The 17546-nt window shown below is 71.6% G+C and carries 15 protein-coding genes; 11 read left to right on the forward strand and 4 right to left on the reverse strand.

Annotated elements, in window-relative coordinates; all coding sequences use genetic code 11:
- Positions 1–208: 208 nt before the first annotated feature.
- The 6 genes from NMK34_RS13520 (at position 209) to NMK34_RS13545 (ending at position 6690) form a co-directional block, all read left to right on the forward strand.
- On the forward strand, positions 209–1252 hold the full coding sequence (locus tag NMK34_RS13520) for an SRPBCC family protein (RefSeq protein ID WP_318333670.1): 1044 nt from the start codon (positions 209–211) through the stop codon (positions 1250–1252).
- A gap of 34 nt (positions 1253–1286) precedes the next feature.
- Positions 1287–2540: a cytochrome P450 gene (locus NMK34_RS13525; protein ID WP_318333671.1), complete on the forward strand. Its 1254-nt coding sequence runs from the start codon at positions 1287–1289 to the stop codon at positions 2538–2540.
- 61 nt (positions 2541–2601) lie between these two features.
- Positions 2602–3588 carry an ATP-binding cassette domain-containing protein gene (locus NMK34_RS13530; protein ID WP_412098878.1) on the forward strand — a complete coding sequence of 329 codons (987 nt, stop codon included), beginning with the start codon at positions 2602–2604 and terminating at the stop codon, positions 3586–3588.
- Complete coding sequence (locus NMK34_RS13535; protein ID WP_135239627.1) at positions 3585–4433, forward strand: ABC transporter permease; 849 nt, start codon at positions 3585–3587, stop codon at positions 4431–4433. The genes NMK34_RS13530 and NMK34_RS13535 overlap by 4 nt, the downstream gene beginning before the upstream one ends.
- Before the next feature lie 42 nt (positions 4434–4475).
- Positions 4476–5237, forward strand: coding sequence for a sulfotransferase family protein (locus NMK34_RS13540; RefSeq protein ID WP_318333673.1), 762 nt, complete (start codon positions 4476–4478; stop codon positions 5235–5237).
- A gap of 136 nt (positions 5238–5373) precedes the next feature.
- On the forward strand, positions 5374–6690 hold the full coding sequence (locus NMK34_RS13545; RefSeq protein ID WP_318333674.1) for an alkyl sulfatase dimerization domain-containing protein: 1317 nt from the start codon (positions 5374–5376) through the stop codon (positions 6688–6690).
- 72 nt (positions 6691–6762) lie between these two features.
- On the opposite strand, the gene NMK34_RS13550 is transcribed toward NMK34_RS13545, so the two are convergent.
- Positions 6763–7152, reverse strand: coding sequence for a VOC family protein (locus NMK34_RS13550; protein WP_167796872.1), 390 nt, complete (start codon positions 7150–7152; stop codon positions 6763–6765).
- Positions 7153–7286: 134 nt separating this feature from the next.
- The gene (locus tag NMK34_RS13555) at positions 7287–7916 is read right to left on the reverse strand and encodes a hypothetical protein (protein WP_318333675.1); all 630 of its coding nucleotides are present in this window, start codon (positions 7914–7916) and stop codon (positions 7287–7289) included.
- A gap of 268 nt (positions 7917–8184) precedes the next feature.
- Between NMK34_RS13555 and NMK34_RS13560 the strand changes: the two genes are divergently transcribed.
- Positions 8185–9027: a class I SAM-dependent methyltransferase gene (locus NMK34_RS13560; protein WP_318333676.1), complete on the forward strand. Its 843-nt coding sequence runs from the start codon at positions 8185–8187 to the stop codon at positions 9025–9027.
- A gap of 30 nt (positions 9028–9057) precedes the next feature.
- A complete protein-coding gene (locus tag NMK34_RS13565) occupies positions 9058–10371 on the forward strand; it encodes a cytochrome P450 (protein ID WP_318333677.1) in 1314 nt (437 codons plus the stop codon).
- 63 nt (positions 10372–10434) lie between these two features.
- Here NMK34_RS13565 and NMK34_RS13570 read toward each other — a convergent pair whose 3' ends face one another.
- On the reverse strand, positions 10435–11268 hold the full coding sequence (locus NMK34_RS13570; protein WP_318333678.1) for an AraC family transcriptional regulator: 834 nt from the start codon (positions 11266–11268) through the stop codon (positions 10435–10437).
- 212 nt (positions 11269–11480) lie between these two features.
- Positions 11481–13298, reverse strand: coding sequence for a BTAD domain-containing putative transcriptional regulator (locus tag NMK34_RS13575; RefSeq protein ID WP_318333679.1), 1818 nt, complete (start codon positions 13296–13298; stop codon positions 11481–11483).
- Positions 13299–13486: 188 nt separating this feature from the next.
- Between NMK34_RS13575 and NMK34_RS13580 the strand changes: the two genes are divergently transcribed.
- The 3 genes from NMK34_RS13580 (at position 13487) to NMK34_RS13590 (ending at position 17536) form a co-directional block, all read left to right on the forward strand.
- Positions 13487–14545: an IS630 family transposase gene (locus tag NMK34_RS13580; protein ID WP_318333680.1), complete on the forward strand. Its 1059-nt coding sequence runs from the start codon at positions 13487–13489 to the stop codon at positions 14543–14545.
- A gap of 115 nt (positions 14546–14660) precedes the next feature.
- The gene (locus NMK34_RS13585; protein ID WP_318333681.1) at positions 14661–15626 is read left to right on the forward strand and encodes a DUF1702 family protein; all 966 of its coding nucleotides are present in this window, start codon (positions 14661–14663) and stop codon (positions 15624–15626) included.
- Between the two features lie 29 nt (positions 15627–15655).
- Positions 15656–17536, forward strand: coding sequence for a CRTAC1 family protein (locus NMK34_RS13590; protein WP_318333682.1), 1881 nt, complete (start codon positions 15656–15658; stop codon positions 17534–17536).
- The last annotated feature ends 10 nt before the right edge of the window (positions 17537–17546 follow it).

Genomic DNA, 17546 nt, shown 5'->3' on the forward strand with positions numbered 1-17546 from the left:
TGCGAGAAGCGGCGAGACCCCCGGCCTTCCTACGATCGGCGTACGCGTTCCGGCCCCGGACGGCGGCACGCGACGCACCTGATCCTGACTCCCGCACACCGATCGGCGCCACACCGGCGGCGACCGGTGATCAGTGGTGCCCGTCAGCGGCCCGGTGAGCGTCCGCCGTCCTCGAGCCGGCCCAGGTCGCACCCCAGGGAGGCAGACCGTGTCCGTCGAATCGGCAGAGCTGAACGGAGCACACACCACGGAGACGTCCTGGCCGGACTTCGCCGAACTCGAACCGTCGCGGGCCCTGGACGCCTTTCCACCGCTCAACGCGATCCAGGCCCGCTCCATCGTGCAGGACCGCTGGGAACGCCTCGTCGCGGTCGTCGAGATCCCGAACCCGATCGAGCGGGTCTGGCAGGCGCTCACCACGCCGGAGGAGATCCGCTCCTGGCTGGCGCGGTGCCGGGGCTCACTGACCGCCGTCGGCAGCGACGTCCTGCTCGACTTCGAGGACGGCGAGTTCTTCCACTGCCGGCCCCTCGTGGCGGAGCCGCCGCGTGACGGCCACGCCGAGCTCAAGTACTTCTGGCGCTGGGTCGGCGTCGGACCGGCCACCCGGGTCGTCTGGGAACTGGACACCACCGGCGACGGCGGCACCCGGATCACCGCGACCGAGGAGGCCCTGAACTCACCGTCGGACTGGCGCGGCTGGAACGGCAACGGCTGGCCGGGGATCCTCGACCAGCTCGCCGGCTACCTGCGTACCGGCACGACGTGGCGCTGGCCGTGGCGGCGGATGGGTCCGTACGTGCAGATCGAGCTGGAGTCCACGCCGTACGACGCCTGGGAGCTGCTGACCAAGCCGGAGTCGCTGCGGTACTGGCTGCAGCGTCGCTTCGGCACGTTCACCGACGGCGACAAGCTCACGCTGATCATGGGAGACGCCAGCGGCGTGGTGGAGATGTCGGTGCACCGCCACGTGGAGCCCAACCAGCAGTTCCCCTCCTACCTGCCATGGCTGGAGTTCGGCCTGCGCCGGGCCTCGTGGCCGGTCGAGCTCAACGGCAAGCTCTACATCGAGCCGGCCGGCGTGGGCCGCAGCCTCTTCCAGATCTTCGTGGACAACTGGGAGAACCTCCCGGCCGAGCTGCAGCGCGAGGAGCGCGAGATCATCTGCGGCTTCTTCCGCGACTCGATGGTCCGGGCGCAGAACCTGACCTCGCCGCGGCCCTCGCCGTCGCACCAGCACGGCTGGACCTGACCCGCGTCGTCACCCTCCGAGGAAGGCAGCTGCGATGACCCTGTCCGACCAGGTCGAGACCGGGGCGCCGGACGCCCTGATCCAGCTCATGTCGCCGGCCGCCGCCGCCGACCCGTACCCGATCTACTCCTGGCTGCGCGAGACCGCGCCGGTCTACCGCAGCCGGTTCGGCGCGTACCTGGTGAGCCGGTACGCCGACGTGCAGTACGTGCTCAAGCACGCCGAGGTCTTCCCCGGCGCGCACCCGGACGCGATGGCACAGATGTTCCCGCAGGCCGTCGAGCACGAGGCGTACGACGTGCTGGTCAGCTCGCTGGTGGGCAGCAACCCGCCCAAGCACACCCGGCTGCGCAAGCTGATCGGGCACGGGTTCACCAGCCGCCGGGTGGCCGACATGCAGGCCTCCATGGAACGGTGGTCGGACCGGCTCGTCTCGGACGTGCTGGAGCGCCTGGTCGACGGGGCCACAGTCGATCTGCACACCGACGTCTCGGTGCCGATGCCGATGCACATGATGTCCGACCTGATCGGCATCCCGGAGCCGGACCGCGAGTCGCTGGCCCGCAACGTGCCCGAGATGATGAACGTCGTCGACCCGGCCGCGACACCCGACGCGGTCCGGCGGGCCGACGAGGCGTTCCGCGAGCTGGGCACCTACTTCGACGCCATGATCGCGCAGCGCCGCCGGGATCCGCGGGACGACCTGGTCTCGGCGCTGGTGCAGGTGCGTGACGCCGAGGACGGCAGCCTCGATGACGCCGAGCTGCGTACCCTGCTGTTCACCCTCTGGTCGGCCGGCTTCGAGACGACGGCGACCGCCATCGACAACGCAATGTTGCTGCTGCTGGAGGACCCCGGGCGCGGACGTTGGCTGGACACCGAGGACGGCACCCGCAGGTTCGTCGAGGAGACGCTGCGCTTCGAGTCGTCGGTGCAGGTCGCGCCCGGCCTGCGCTTCACCGGCGCGGACGTGGAACTGGGTGGGGTCGTCATTCCACAGGGCTCCCAGGTGCGGCTGCTGATCGGGTCCGCGAACCGGGATCCGGAGGCGTTCCCGGACGCGGACGTGTTCGACCCGGGCCGCACCGGTCCCATGCCGCTGAGCTTCGGCGCGGGCATCCACTACTGCCTCGGCGCGGGTCTGGCCAGATTGGAGATCGCCGTGTTGCTCCGCCGGCTGCGCGCCGCCGCTCCCGGCCTGGTTCTGGCCGCCCCGCCGGTGCGGCGGCGCACGATACCGCTCCGCGACTTCGCGTCGCTTCCGGTACGGCTCCGTCAGCTCGGCTGACACTACGCGAAACGCAAGCTCGACAACTGCGCGAAAATATAGCGGATGATAGGGTGTCGCCATGGCGGACGCGATCAGAGCGCGAGACATCAGCAAGCAGCTAGGCAAAAGTAAGGTTGTCAGCGCCTTGTCGCTGGACGCCGCGCCCGGCACTGTGGTGGGCCTGCTCGGCCCCAACGGCGCCGGCAAGACGACGACGGTGCGGATTCTGTCCACTCTGCTGCGGGCCGACTCCGGCACCGTCGAGATCTACGGCGTCGACGCGGCGAAGCAGCCGGGGCGGGTGCGTTCGATGATCGGGCTCACCGGCCAGTTCGCCGCCGTCGATCCGGTCCTCACCGGCCGGGAGAACGTCGAACTGGTGGCCCGGCTCTACCGCATCGGCCGGGCCGAGGCCCGCCGGCGCACCGGTGAGGTGCTCACCCGCTTCGGTCTGGACGAGGTCGCCGACAAGCAGGTGAAGACCTACTCGGGCGGCACCCGGCGACGGCTCGACCTCGCCACGAGCATCCTCATCCGCCCGCGCGTGCTCTTCCTCGACGAGCCCACCACCGGCCTCGACCTGGAGTCACGGCTCGGGTTGTGGACCGAGATCGAGATGCTGGTCCGTGAGGGCACCACAGTCCTGCTGACGACGCAGTATCTGGACGAGGCCGACCGGCTGGCGAAGACGATCACCGTGCTCGACAAGGGGCGGGCGGTGGCCCAGGGCACTCCGTCGGAGCTGAAGTCGCGCGTCGGCGGAGACCGTGTGGAGTTCGTCCTGGAGGATCCCGCCCGGCTCGACGACGCGGTCGCCCTGCTGCGGTCGCCCGGCACCGAAGAACCAGTCGTCGACCGGCCGCTGGCGCAGATCACCGCGCGGATGGGCGACGATCTCGTCCGGGTCGCCGACGCGCTGAACCGGCTGGCCGACCACGACATCCGGGTGGCGACCCATGTGGTCCGGCGCCCCACCCTCGACGACGTCTTCCTGGCCCTGACCGGCAGCCGCGCCGCCGCGGCCGGCGCCGCCACGTCGTCCGCTCGGAAGGGAGAGGGCAAGTGACCGTCGACGAATCGACGACCCGGCAGCGGGACACCCCCACGCCGGCGTGGGAGGCGCCGCCCGAGCGGCGGGGGCCCGGCTGGTTCGTGGGTGACGTGCTGCTGCTGGCCGGCCGCAACATCCGGCACATGCAGCGCCGCCCCGACCAGCTCATGGCGGCGATCCTGCAGCCGATGATGTTCTTCATCCTCTTCACCTATGTGTTCGGCGGCGCCATCTCGGTGCCGGGCGGCGACTACAAGCAGTTCGTGCTGCCCGGCGTCTTCGGGCAGATCGTCGTCTTCGGCGGCATCGCCGGCATGTGCGTGGGCATCGCGGAGGACCTCCGTAACGGCATGATGGACCGGTTCCGCTCGCTGCCGATGAGCGACAGCGCGGTGCTGATCGGCCGCACCCTGGCCGAGACCTTCCGCAACCTGATCGCGCTCGTGGTCACCGGCGCGGTCGGGTACGCCTTCGGGTTCCGGCTGCACGGCACGTTCCTACAGGTGCTGGCGGGGATCGGCGTGCTGCTGCTGTTCGGCTTCGCGCTCTGCTGGGTGCTGTCGATCGTGGGCGTCACCGCCTCCAGCGCCGAGGGTGCGCAGAGCACCGCGATGCCGTGGATGTTCCTGCTCGGCTTCGTCAGCTCGGCGTTCGTGCCGTCCGAGTCGATGCCCGGCTGGCTGCGGCCGTTCAGCGACAACAGCCCGGTCACGCTGACCATCAACGCGGCACGCGACTACTTCAACGGCGTCTCACCGGGCGGCGACGCCCTGGCATCGGTCCTGTGGTCGCTCGGCCTGCTGGTGGTGTTCGTGCCACTGGCGACGGCACTGTTCCGCAAGGCCACGGCGCGCACCTGACGGTGGGGGTCGACCCGGCGATCGGCAGGAGGAACCCACGACATGGAGGTCATCGGCGTCGGCTTCGGCCGTACCGGCACCGCCTCGCTGCGGGAAGCTCTCAACATTCTCGGGATGGGGCCCACGTACCACACGAAGGAGATCCTCAAGGATCCCGCCCGGCTGGCCGACTGGCAGGCGGCCGTGGACGGGGCCGACGTGGACTGGGACCAGGTGTTCGCCGGCTACCGGTCCACAGTCGACTGGCCCGGTGCGGCGTTCTGGCGCGAGCTTGTGGAGCGGTACCCGGAGGCGAAGGTCATCCTGACCGTGCGAGACCCGGTGCAATGGCACCGCTCATGCATGCGCACCATTTTCATGGCGTACCGTCAGGATCTGTTCAGCCGTCTCCTCGTCCCCGCCATGCAGTTGCCGCTGCGGGCCCTCGATCGGCGTTTCGGCGCGTTCAACGAGATCTTCGACGGCGTTTTCCGCCGCCATTTCGGGGACGGACCGATTCAGGACGAGAAATACGCCGTCGAGGTCTTCGACAAGCACGTCCGCGACGTCCAGGAATGCGTTCCGGCTGAGCGCCTCCTGGTTTATCGAGTATCGGAAGGATGGCCCACCTTGTGTAAGTTCCTCGGTGTGGGAGTGCCCATCGTCGCCTTCCCGCACGACAACGACCAGGATGCCTTCCAGCGGGACAGCCGGCTGTTCGTCACCCGCGGCCTGGCCCGCATGGTGACCGGTCCGGTGCGCCGCGCGGTCGGCCGGTTCCGCCGGGCGCAGGACGCCCCGGAGGCGGCCGGCCAGAACCGCTGAGGCCGCCGTCCCGGTCGTCCCACCGGCCGCTGCGGCAGTCCGGTCGTGTCCGGCGCTGCCGCCGCGGCCGGCCTTCGGCCTGCGTTCGTCCGGCCGACCCGTTTGCACGATCCCTGCGACCGGACCGGGAGTGTCGATGGACAAGGAACTCGAGGACTACGCGGACCGCGCCTGGCGCGGTGACGAGCCGCTGTTCGCCTACTACAAGGGTGAGCTTCGCCGGGACGGGCTCCGCCGGATCGACGACGGTGTGTGGATGTGGGCGGCGACCGGCAACGTCTACGTCTTCGAGACGGCCGACGGACTGGTGCTCTTCGACACCGGCGACCGCAACACCGCGGCCGCGCTGCACGCGGCGGTGCGGGCACGCAGCACCGCGCCGGTCGTCACCGCCGTCTACTCCCACGGCCACATCGACCACGTCCTCGGGCTGTCACCGTTCGAGACGGAGGCCGCCGAGCGCCACGACCCCGGCATCTCGGTCGTGGCGCACGCCGCCGTGCCGGAGCGCTTCGCCCGGTACCGGCTGACCGCCGGGTACAACGCGACAGTCAACCGCCGGCAGTTCCGCGCTCCGGGCATCACGTGGCCGACCGACTACCGCGAGCCCGACCGCACCTACCTCGACACGCTCACGCTGCGGCACGGCGATCTGACGATGGAGCTGCGGCACGGCCGCGGCGAGACGGACGACGCGACGATGGCCTGGCTGCCCGACCGGCGCATCCTGTGCTGCGGCGACTTCTACGCCTGGGTGGCACCCAACGCCGGCAACCCGCAGAAGGTCCGCCGCCACGTGGCCGAGTGGGTGCGGGCGCTGCGCTGGATGGCCGGCCTCGGCGCCGAGATCCTGCTGCCCGGCCACGGTCTGCCGGTGGTCGGTGCCGATCGCGTCCGCGAGACGCTGCTCGGCTCGGCGACGTTGCTGTCGACACTGCACGACGGTGTGGTGGCGATGATGAACGAGGGCTGCACGCTCGACGAGATCCTGCACGCCCCCCTGGTCACGCCGGAGGTGTCCGCCCTGCTGGCCCAGCCGTGGCTGCGCCCCACGTACGACGATCCGCAGTTCATCGTCCGCACCGTCTGGCGCACCTACGGCGGCTGGTACGACGGTGACCCGGCCACCGTGCGACCGGCGCCGCGCGCCGACCTGGCCGCCGAGGTGGCGCAGCTCGCGGGCGGGGCGTCCCGCCTGGCCGAGCGCGCCCTCGACGCGGCGGACCGCGGCCGGCTCGACCTCGCGGGTCACCTCGCCGAGTGGGCGGCGTTGAGCGCTCCCGAGGACCGTGACGTGCAGCGGGCCCGCGCCGACGTGTTCGGGCGGCTCGCCGCCGGCACGCCGGCGTTGATGGCGCAGGGCATCTACACCTGGGCACAGGCCGAGGCCCAGGCCAAGGCCGACGACGTCGACCCGTGGTCGACGATGCGCGGGGGCCGCTGGGCGCCCTGACGCCGGGAACACGGCCGGACACGACAGTGGGGGCGGTACCCGGATCCGGGTACCGCCCCCACCGTGCTGCCGTCAGTCGCCGGACTCCTCGACGATCATCACGCCGTTGCCGTCCGGGTCCTCCACAGAGAAGAACGCGCCGAACGGGGCGTCGAAGACCGGCGACGCCTCCACGCCCGCCGAGGCCAGCTCGTTGTGCAGGCCCTTGACGTCCTTGCACGCCACCGAGATGTGCTGCGCTCCGGGGCGGAGGCCGCCCACGCCCCAGGTGGCGAGAACCACTGTGGTCTCGCCTCCCGGAGTGCCCAGCTGCAGCCAGCGCAGGCCCGGCTCCGGCGGCATCTCGTCCGGGGTCATCTCGTGGTCATTGATCACCTCGAATCCGAGGCGGGCGTAGAAGTCCTTCGCCTTGTCCTGGTCGGTGACCGGGATGGTGATCAATGTGATGTGGCTGATTCCCATGGAATTTCCCATCTCACGGCATATGGGCGAACAGTGCGATCATCCTACCGAACCGATCCCCGTTTGTGCATGCCTGAGACGCGCATGTCCGGCGCGGATCTTCATGGTCGCGCCGGACGAGTGCGATGGCGAGATCAGTTCGATTTCACCATTTCCCGGCGCAGGGTGTCGGCCGCGTTTCCGGTACGCATTTCACACACCCGGACGAGCGTGTCGTAGGCGACGAGCGCCCCGCGTACCGTCTCGTTGTAGAGATCCTGCGCGGCCACGCCGAGGTCGCGCATCGGCTGCATGAACAGCAGGAAGAACGCGTTGAAGTCGTACCCGTTCAGGATCTCCTCGCCGATCGGCTCCATGCGCTGGAGCAGCTGCACCCGCACCCGCAGCTTGCGCAGGTAGGCGATGCGCGACTGGGCCATGCCGGCGAAGCCGCCCTCGCCGGCCTGGATCAGCCGGTTCTCGAAACACTCGTCGCGGCCCTTCGCCAGCGCGAGCGCGCTGTACCGCTGCAGCTCCCCGTACTCCCGGACCGCGGTGTCGATCTGCTCCACGGTCCCGTCCAGGGCCCGGAAGGTCTGCGAGTAGGTCTTCAGGACGCCCGCCATCTGCTCGGCCACGTTGGCGGCGTCGAACGAGCCGTCCGGTGACACGGCTCCGGCGGAGGCTTCGACGACGTACCGCACCGTGTCGTCGAGGCAGGCCAGCGAATCGAGGCAGTCGCGAACCGCACGCAGCGTCGCGCCGGTCGCGACCGCGTCGGACACCAGACCGGTGACGATCTCGGCGGCGTCCCCGGCGGCATAGTTGGTCGGGGGGCACTCATTGTGTAGACCCAGTACACCCACAGCTTCCTCCCTCACTGGTGATCGAGCTCTCCCTCGACCCTAGGGGCGTCGCGGGGGCCGAGACTTCTCCTGTGTTGCCCGCCGGTACGACCGGCCGGGATAGGCAAGCGGCGAGAAGCCGGGCTGCGGACGGGCGCGAAGAATGATCGCGGAGAGCGCGGCGAACCTGCGGAAAGGGTGGTGCCCGATGCCCGGCGACGCGACGACGGACGCGGTGTCGACTCCGGAGCTGGCGGAGGTGTTCGATCGGGCGGCGCCACGCTACGACCGCACCGGCGTCCGCTTCTTCGGCCCGATCGGCGCTCGCCTGGTGGCGGGGCTCGATCTGCGCCCGGGCGAGGACGTGCTCGACGTCGGCTGCGGGCAGGGCGCCTGCACCGTTCCCGCCGCCCGCGCGGTGGCGCCGGGCGGCTCGGTGATCGGGATCGACGTGGCACCGGCCATGGTGGAGGGCGCCCGCGCGGAACTCGCCGACGAGGGACTGACGAACGCGGAGGTACGCGTCGGTGACGCGGCCACGCCCGGCTTCGCCCCGGCCCGTTTCGACGCGGTCGTCGCGGGCCTGGTGATGTTCATGCTGCCCGACCCGGCGGACGCCGCGGCCCGCTACCGCCGGCTGCTGCGCCCGGGCGGCCGCTTCGCGATGACCACGTTCGGCGCGGACGACCCCGCGTTCTTCCACGTCACCGACGCCGTCGTGCCGTACGTGGACGGTGGCATGCCCGCGGTACCCGGCCGCACCGACAACCCGTTGCGCTCGAAGGAGGGGATCCACCGCCTGCTGCGCGACGCCGGCTTCGCCGGCACGCGGATCGAGGACGAGACGCTCGACCTGGAGTTCACCGACCCGCGGCAGTGGTGGGCCTGGCTGTGGCAGACGGCGGGCCGGATGGTGCTCGAGCGGGTGCCCGCGGAGCGGCTCGGTGAGGCACGGGCGGCGGCCGAGGCCCGGATGGAGGAGGTCGCCGCCGACCGCGGACGCCTGGTCGTGCACTGGAACGTCTGGTACTCGTACGCCACCGCCGGCTGACTTCGAGCCCGTCCCGAAGGGGGATCCGTCATGGCCGCAACCAGCCCGCCGACATTGCAGGGCCTGCCGCTGTTCGGCAACGCCTTCGCCTTCATGCGTGACCCGGTCGCGCTGGCCCGCGCCGGTTACGCCGAGCACGGTCCCGTGTTCGCGCTGCGGATGGGGCCGCGGCGCTCGGTCGTCGTGGCCGGCGTCTCGGAGAGCCGGCACGCGATCGCGCTGCCCGAGACGATCCTCGCCGTCCAGCCGGTCTACCAGTGGCTGAAGCCCATGTTCGGCGCGGTCATGCAGGCCGCCGACCACCCGGACTACCTGCGTCAGCGGGCCGCGCTGCTGCCCGCCTTCCACAGCCGCAACCACGCGGACTACCTGGCCGCCATCATCGGCGAGACGAGCGACTGGATGGACCGGCTCGGCCCGCGCGGCGAGTTCGACGCGCGCGCCGACCTGGAACGGCTGAGCATGGACATCGCCGTACGCCTGTTCCTGGGGTCCGGCTTCCGCGCCCGGCACGGCGACCGGTTCCGGTCGCTCTTCCTCGACATCGCGGCCGGGATGGAGTTCTTCCTGCCGGCCAACCTGCCGACGCCGCGCCTGCGCCGGCGCGACCGCGCGCGCCGGGAGATGTTCGAGCTGATGGGGCCGCACCTGCGGGCCGTCCGGGCGGACCCGGACACCGGCCGGTACGGCTTCCTGCCGCACCTGCTCGCGGGCGGCGCGGACTTCGACGACGAGACCGTCATCGGGCTCATCCTGATCCTGGTGTACGCGGCGTACGAGACGACAGCGGCTCAGCTGGCCTGGTCGCTCATCCTGCTGCTGCAGCACCCGAAGGAGCTGGCGGCGATGGAGGAGGAGATCGCCGACCTGCCCCGGCACGCCGGCGACTGGACCGTCGCGGATCTGCACCGGCAGCGACTGCTGTTCGAGGCGCTGCTGGAGTCTCAGCGGCTGCGGCCGGTCACGACGCTGCTGACCCGGCAGACCGTCACCGCGTACGAGGTCGGTGGTTTCACCGTGCGGGCCGGCTGGCAGACGCTGTTCTGCCCGCCCGTGACGCACCGCGTGCCGGAGGTGTTCCCGGACCCGGACCGGTTCGACCCCGACCGGTTCAGCAGGGACCGGGACACCGACGGCCGGGCGGCGGCCGGCCTGCTCAACCTCGGTGGCGGCCTGCACGCCTGCCTGGGCGCCCGCTTCGCCGACCTGGAGATGAAGGCGGTGCTGGCGATGCTGACCCGCTCGTACGACATGGAGCTGGGGATCGCCGAGCCGCAGCAGGCGCCCGGGCTGGGTGTGGCCCGGCCCGCGTCGTGCCCGGTGCGGTACACCGCCCGGACCTGACCTCGTGGCCGTCGGTGGACCCGGTTCCACCGACGACCACGGGCACCGGCGCGGGCGGGGGCCTCAGCGGACCTGCGCCCGCCGCGGCCCGGCCTGGGACTCGAGCATCAGCAGGGGGAACGCGAGCAGCAACGGCGGGTCCAGCAGGGCCGGCCGGCGCAGCGGGATGCCGACCGCGACGGTGGCCTGCGCCGCGACCGGCTCGTCGGGGATCTCGGCGGAGCCGACGCAGATGCCGGCCGAGGGCTCCTCGGTGAGGACCTCGCCGATGGTCACGTCGGTGCGGGCGCTGACCGCGAGCACGCTCGCCCTTCCCGTCACCGCGAGCGGCAGCGGGAACACCCCCGGCGAGAGGATCGCGGCGCAGGACGAGGGTCGTTGCTGCGGAATTCCGGACCGGAAGGTGGCGACCACGGTGAGGCCCGGGTGGCCGTCCGGGCGGGCCCCGACGTGGAGGAGCGCGAACGGCTGACGTGCGGGGGCCGGTGGGGTGGAGACCAGTTCGCGCAGGGGCACGTCCGCGACGGCCCGGCCGTACGTGCGGAAGCGGCCGGGTGACACACCGACGAGGCGGGTGAACTGGGTGGTGAAGGTGCCGAAGCTGGAGTAGCCGACCGCCATGCTGATGTCGGTCGCGCTGGCGTCACTGCCGAGGAGCCGGCGTTTCGCCTCGGCCATCCGCACGGCGGTGAGGAACCGGCCGGGCGTGACGGCGGTCAGCATCCGGAACACGCGGTGGAAGTGGAACGGGCTCATCAGCGAGGCGCGGGCGATGTCGTGCAGCCGGTGCGGCTCGTCGAGGTGGCGCCGCATCGAGGTCACCGCCTGGGTGATCGCTCCGATGTGCACGGAAGCCGCGGGCGCGGTGGTGGTCCCTGTTTCGTGGACGGCAGGCATGGGACGTCGGACCTCCTGAGGGGATTGCGGAGATCGATCAACGACGGCAGCAGCAGGGCCGGATGGACGTCGGCGGAGCGCTGTCCGACTAGATGCTATAAATTCATATAGCAGTCGGCAAGCCCATGTGAGCTATGTGTGAACAGTCCGCCACGGTAGGTGCTGCACCGGTTGGAGGGTAGCTGCGCCATTTTCGACACCGGCAATCGATTTCATCGGTTTGTTTCCCGGCAGAGCGCATTCGCCACCGAAGGCGCCGCGCCGAAACGGTCGAGCAGTTGCAGACCGATCCGGCGGATTGTCCGCAACATTCGATAGGACGTGCCGTGCTCGTCGTGCCGGGCCGTCAGGAGCGACTTGTCGACCAGGCGGTTGAGCAGCGGACGCAGATCGATCCGGACGTCCTGTTCGCAGTAGGAGCGGGCCGTCTTCTCCACCATGTCCGGGCTCACCGGTTCCGCCATCCCGCTGACCAGCGCGAGGCACTGCTGCTCGGCGAGCGTGAGCCGGTCCACTGTGCGTACCACCGCCGCGTGCAGCGAACGGTGGTGCGCGGGCGTGCCCCGGCGGCTCGCGTCCAGCAGCCGCAGCGGATCGCGGCACTGCTCGGCCAGCTCGGGCAGACCGGTGGTGCGCAGCACGCGGGCGGCCAGTTCCAGCGCGAGCGGCAGGCCGTCGAGCCGGCGGCAGATGGTGGCGACCAGGGCGCAGTTCTCCTCGTCCACCGAGAAGGACGGGCACGCCTGGGTGGCGCGCCGCGCGAACAGCGCCACGGCGGGCACGCGCAGCAGCGCCGCCGGGTCGGCCGGTGTCTCCGGCCCGGGCGGCCGGAGCGGGCCGATCGTCAGGATCGTCTCGTATGGCAGGCCGAGCAGTTCGCGTGAGGTGACCAGGACGCGTGCCTGCGGACAGGACCGCAGCAGGTCGTCGACGAGCCCGGCGCAGGGCTCCAGGACGTTCTCGGCGTTGTCCAGGAGGAGCAGGATCTGCCGGCCGGCCAGATCGTCGAACCGCCGGACCGGAGCGGCGTGACGCTGCGGGAGCATCGGGTGCAGGGTCCGCCGTACCGCGTCGGCCGCGTCCGCGGCGTCGCAGGCCGCGGCCAGGTCCACCACCGCGACGCCGTCGCGGAAGTCCCCCCTGACGGCTGCCGCCGCCGCCCGCGCGACGGCGCTCTTGCCCACCCCCGCGGGCCCGCTCAGGGTGACCAGCCGCTGCTGGACGAGCAGGTCACGCAGCTGTCGCAGCTCGGCCTCGCGGTCGATCAGCGGGTCGACCGCCGGTCCCGGCCCGAGCCAGCCGCCGGGTGGAGGGCCCGGTACCCGGCTCCCGCCGGCGGCTACCAGTTGCCGGTGCACCCGGCGCAGTTCGTGGCCGGGTTCGACGCCCAGTTCGGCCTGCAGCCTGGTGCGGATCCGGTCGTAGTGGGACAGCGCCGAGGCGCCGTGGCCGGCGCGTCGCTGGGTCTCCAGGTAGAGCGCCTGCGCGGCCTCGTTGAGGGGGTCCACCTGGGCGAGACGTTCGGCGGTGGGCAGGACCGCGACGGCGCCCTTGCTGGTCAGGCCGGCCCGGACGTACGCCATCGCCACGGTGGTCCATTTCCCCCGGAGCAGGGTGACGTCCTCGCACCCGGGCAGCAGGGACTCGAGATCGGTGGTCAGCGACGCGGGCCACTCGCCGAGTGCCCGGCGCAGCAGGCCGTACGCCTCGCCGGTGGCGCCGGAGGCCAGCAGTTGCAGCCCGTGGTCGGCGTGGCTGTGGAAACGGCTGACATCCACCGCGTCCGGTGGCAGCCGAAGCTGGTAACCGGTGCCGCTGTGCCCGATCACGTTGGTGCGGCGCCGCGCCGGGCTGTCCGGCTCCATCACCTGGCGCAGCCGGGCGATGTACGTGTGCACCAGTGACTGCGGCGTGCCGGGCGGCTGGTTCTCCCAGAGCGCCTCGATGATCTCGTCGATCGGCACCGGGGTGCCGTGGCGCAGGGCCAGCAGGGCGATGATTGCCCGTTGTTTGCGGGGCCCGAGGTCCACCTTGCGGGAATCGATTACTGCGTGGGTGGAGCCGAGGACTTTAATCTCCACAATTGCCGCACGCAACACGTTGCCCCCAGGTCGCCCGTATCGACGTCAACCAACGTCAGCGTAGTAATTACTTCGGGAAACCTGAAGTGCACAAATATTGCGCCGGAAATTGGTTTGCTATATGTATCCTGGGTTGCGTGCCGAGGACCGGGCGGCCGAAGGCCGAGTTGGTGTTGACCGACGAGGAGCGCGCCACGCTGGTGCGCTGGTCGCGGCGGGCGAAGTCCTCCCAGGCCCTGGCGCTGCGGTGCCGGATAGTCCTGGCGTGTGCCGAACCCGGGGCGACAAACGCCGCCGTGGCGGCCGACCTCGGGGTGTCGCGGCCGACGGTGGGGAAGTGGCGCAGCCGTTTCCTGCAACGGCGTCTGGAGGGTCTGGCCGACCGGGACCGGCCGGGCCGGCCGCCGTCGATCGGCGCGGACCGGGTGGAGGAGGTGCTGGTGTCCACGCTGGAGGAGGCACCCCCGGGTGCCACCCACTGGTCCCGCAGGTCGATGGCCGAGAGGACCGGGCTCTCGCGGTCGGCAGTCGGGCGGATCTGGCGCCGGTTCCACCTCAGGCCGCACCGGGATCCGCCGTTCAACCTGTCGGCCGACCCGGTGTTCATGGCGAAGGTGGTCGACGTGGCCGGGTTGTATCTGAACCCGCCGGCCGGCGTGGTCGCGCTCGTGGTGCACGAGACGGCACGGATCCCGCCGGGACCGCCGACGGCGCCCGGCCGGCCTGCCCCGGACCGCCCGCGTGCCGGTGCCGCCGGCCTGTTCGCCTCGCGCACCGTGGCCGACGGCGCCACCGCGGGCCGCCGGTACCGGGCGGCGGATCTCAAGAGGTTCCTCACCCGTGTCGACGCGTCGGTCCCCGCCGAGCTCGACGTCCACCTCATCTGGGACAACCACGGCGCGCACCACACCCCGGCCGTCACGTCCTGGCTGGACCGGCACCCCCGCTTCCGCGCGCACGTCACCCCGACCGACTCGGCCTGGATCACCCAGCTCGACCGCTGGTTCGGCTTCCTCGCCGAGCAGATGGTCCCCCGCGGCACCCCGCAGTCCGTGCAGGCCCTGGAGGCCGGCATCAGCTCGTGGGTCGCGGAGCGGGACGAGAACCCCGGCCCCTTCACCTGGACGAAGACGACCGACGAGATCATCGAATCCCTCGGTCGATTTAATCAACGGACATCTGGTGCGGGGGAGTAGCGAGATCAGCTGTGGAAACGCGATTTCGCTACTATATGTAATTCAAGTTTTCTTCAAGAACGGATCGGCAGACTGGCGCCGCACGGACACTGTGGACCGACTCCGCGGGAGCGTCATGAGAACCGACAACGCCACGCTCGACGAAACCCGCCCCCGTAGCTGGCGCCGCCTGCTGCATCAGCCCGACCACCTCGCCGACTTCACGGTCCGGGGCTTCGCGTCCGACCCGCCCGAACTGCGCGCCAGGCTGGAGGCCGCCGCGGGAACCTTCCTCGACGGCTTCAACGAGGGACTCGCCGCCCCCGCCGGCGCGCCCCCACGATTCGACGACCAGCCGGACCACCTGCGCGGCTTCGCCGTCGAAGGGCTGGCCATGCAGGCCGCACTGCTCGACGTTCTCGTCCCGGGCAGCCGCCGGCTGCCGGCCGTACTGCGCCTGCACGGCCCGGCCCACATCCACCTGATCCACGTCGGCGTGGGCTGGGCGATGGCCAAGCTGCGCTGGCCGTTCTGGGCCCGGCTGTCCGGACTGGACCCGCTGCTGCGCTGGCTCGCGCTCGACGGCTGGGGCTTCTCCGCGGGCTTCTTCGCCGACGCCGGTGGGCTGCGCCGCATCACCGCCCACCCGCGCCGGTGCTCCGAGCGCTGCGCCATCCGCTACCAGGGCGTCGGCCGAAGCCTGTGGTTCCGGGGCACCGCGGTACCCACCCGGGTGGCGGACCTCGTCGCCACGCTGCCGCAGTGGCACCAAGGCGACGCCTGGAGCGGTGTGGGCCTCGCCGCCGCGTACGCCGGCGGGGTCTCGCCGGAGGGACTCGCCACGCTGCGCGAGCGTGCCGGAGCGCACGCCGGCGACCTCGGCCAGGGTGTGGCCTTCGCCGCCGCCGCCTGGCAGCGCAGCGGCTGGACCCCGCCCGAACTCGCCACCACCGTGCACGCGCTCACCGGCACCGACCCGCGTACCGCCGCGGACTGGACCCGCGAGGCCGAGGCCGGGCTCCGCACGCCCGCCACCGGCCCGGTCGAGTACCAGACGTGGCGGCAGCGCATCCGGGCCCGCGTGCTGCTCGCGTCGCTCTGATCCGCCCGCGACCATCCGAGGGGGAACCTGTGCCGTCCGCTGTTCGTAGAACGCTCGTACCAGCCCTGGCCCTGCTGCTGTGTGTCGTGGCCGGTCTGTTCACCCGGCTGCCGTCGGTCTCCGCGTCCGACGCCGACGCCCTGAGCGCCCGCTTCGCCTTCACGCCCGCCCCGCTGAACGCCACCGGCGACACCCGCCGGCTCCGCGAGGTCCAGCCCGCACTGAACCATCTCGCCGCGTGGATCTCCGCGGTCGGCGCAGGCGTCGGCCTCGGCGACTTCGACGGCGACGGCCTGCCGAACGACCGCTGCCTGGTCGACCCCCGCGACGACTCGGTCACCGTCGCGCCGGTGCCCGGCACCGGCGAGCGGTACGCCGCCGTCACCCTCCAGCCGGCCGGTGTCGCGTACGACGCCCGCACCACAGCGCCCATGGGATGCCTCCCCGCCGACTTCAACGGCGACGGCGCACTCGACGTACTGGTGTACTTCTGGGGCCGCGTACCGCTGCTCTACCTGCGCGGGCCCGGCGGTGGCGCACCCGGCGCCGCCGGCTTCCGGGCGAGCGACGTGGTCGCTCCCGGCGAGATCTGGAACTCGACCACCGCCAACGTCCTCGACGTCGACGGCGACGGCGGACTGGACATCCTGATCGGCAACTACTTCCCGGACGGCGCCCGGGTGCTCGACCGGACCGCCGCCGACGATCCGGTGATGCGGATGCAGGACTCCATGTCCCTGGGCCGCAACGGCGGTCGCAACCGCCTCCTGATGTTCGACGGGAACACCCCCGCGGCCGGCGGCGCGCCCGTTCCCGCGTACGCCGACCGGTCCGACGCCTTCACCACCGGCCAGGCGCGGGCCTGGACCCTGGCCACCGGCGCGCAGGACCTCACCGGCGACGGCCTGCCGGAGATCTACTTCGCCAACGACTTCGGGCCCGACAACCTGCTGGTGAACGAGTCCCGTCCCGGCCGGCCCGAGTTCCGCGAGGTGAGCGGCACGCGCGACCCGCTGGCCCCGAAGTCCAAGGTGATCGGGCACGACTCGTTCAAGGGCATGGGCGTCGCCTTCGACGACCTGAACTCCGACGGCCGGCCGGACCTGCTGGTCAGCAACATCACCTCGCCGTTCGCCCTGCAGGAGAGCAACTTCGCCTTCGTCAGCACGGGCGGCCGGTTCACCTCCGGGCGCGCGCCGTACCGGGACCGCAGCGAGGAACTCGGGCTGTCCCGCAGCGGCTGGGCCTGGGACGTCAAGGCCGCCGACTTCGACGCCGACGGCCGCCGCGAGATCACCCAGGCGGTCGGCTTCCTGCACGGCGGGACCGACCGCTGGGCCGAGCTCCAGGAACTCGCGATGGCCAACGACACCTTCCTGAAGTACCCGTGGGCCTGGCCGAACTTCCGGCCCGGCGACAGCCTGTCCGGGCACGAGCGCAACCCCTTCTTCGTACGCGGGCCGAACGGCCGGTTCGTCGACGTGTCGAAGCGGCTGGGGATGACGAGCACCCAGGCCTCCCGGGCCATCGCCGTCGGCGACGTCGACCACGACGGGCGGCTCGACATGGCGGTCGCCAACCAGTGGGCCGCCTCGGAGCTGTTCCGCAACACCGGGCCGACGACGACCCACCTCGGGCTGCGGCTGGTGGTGCCCACCGCCAACGGCGCGACCCGAGCGGCGATCGGTGCCCGCGTCGAGGTGCGCCGCGCCGACGGTACGACGCTGACCGACCAGCTGTACCCCGCCAACGGACACACCGGCGTGAACGCCGACGAACTGTACTTCGGCCTCGGCGGCAGCCCGTCCGCCCAGGTCCGGATCACCTGGCGCGACGCCGCCGGACAGCACGAGACGAGCACCACGCTCGCCTCGGGCTGGCACACGGTCACGCTACGACCCGAGTCCTGATCGAGGAGAG

This window comes from Micromonospora sp. BRA006-A (assembly GCF_033433935.1).
Taxonomy (GTDB): domain Bacteria; phylum Actinomycetota; class Actinomycetes; order Mycobacteriales; family Micromonosporaceae; genus Micromonospora; species Micromonospora aurantiaca.

Bases quoted from the DNA above. Each gene is read 5' to 3' on its own strand.
- NMK34_RS13565 (WP_318333677.1), top strand. From the start codon at position 9,058: ATGGCCGCAACCAGCCCGCCGACATTGCAGGGCCTGCCGCTGTTCGGC.
- NMK34_RS13530 (WP_412098878.1), top strand. From the start codon at position 2,602: ATGGCGGACGCGATCAGAGCGCGAGACATCAGCAAGCAGCTAGGCAAA.
- NMK34_RS13560 (WP_318333676.1), top strand. From the start codon at position 8,185: ATGCCCGGCGACGCGACGACGGACGCGGTGTCGACTCCGGAGCTGGCG.
- NMK34_RS13550 (WP_167796872.1), bottom strand. From the start codon at position 7,152: ATGGGAATCAGCCACATCACATTGATCACCATCCCGGTCACCGACCAG.
- NMK34_RS13570 (WP_318333678.1), bottom strand. From the start codon at position 11,268: ATGCCTGCCGTCCACGAAACAGGGACCACCACCGCGCCCGCGGCTTCC.
- NMK34_RS13585 (WP_318333681.1), top strand. From the start codon at position 14,661: ATGAGAACCGACAACGCCACGCTCGACGAAACCCGCCCCCGTAGCTGG.
- NMK34_RS13540 (WP_318333673.1), top strand. From the start codon at position 4,476: ATGGAGGTCATCGGCGTCGGCTTCGGCCGTACCGGCACCGCCTCGCTG.
- NMK34_RS13525 (WP_318333671.1), top strand. From the start codon at position 1,287: ATGACCCTGTCCGACCAGGTCGAGACCGGGGCGCCGGACGCCCTGATC.
- NMK34_RS13545 (WP_318333674.1), top strand. From the start codon at position 5,374: ATGGACAAGGAACTCGAGGACTACGCGGACCGCGCCTGGCGCGGTGAC.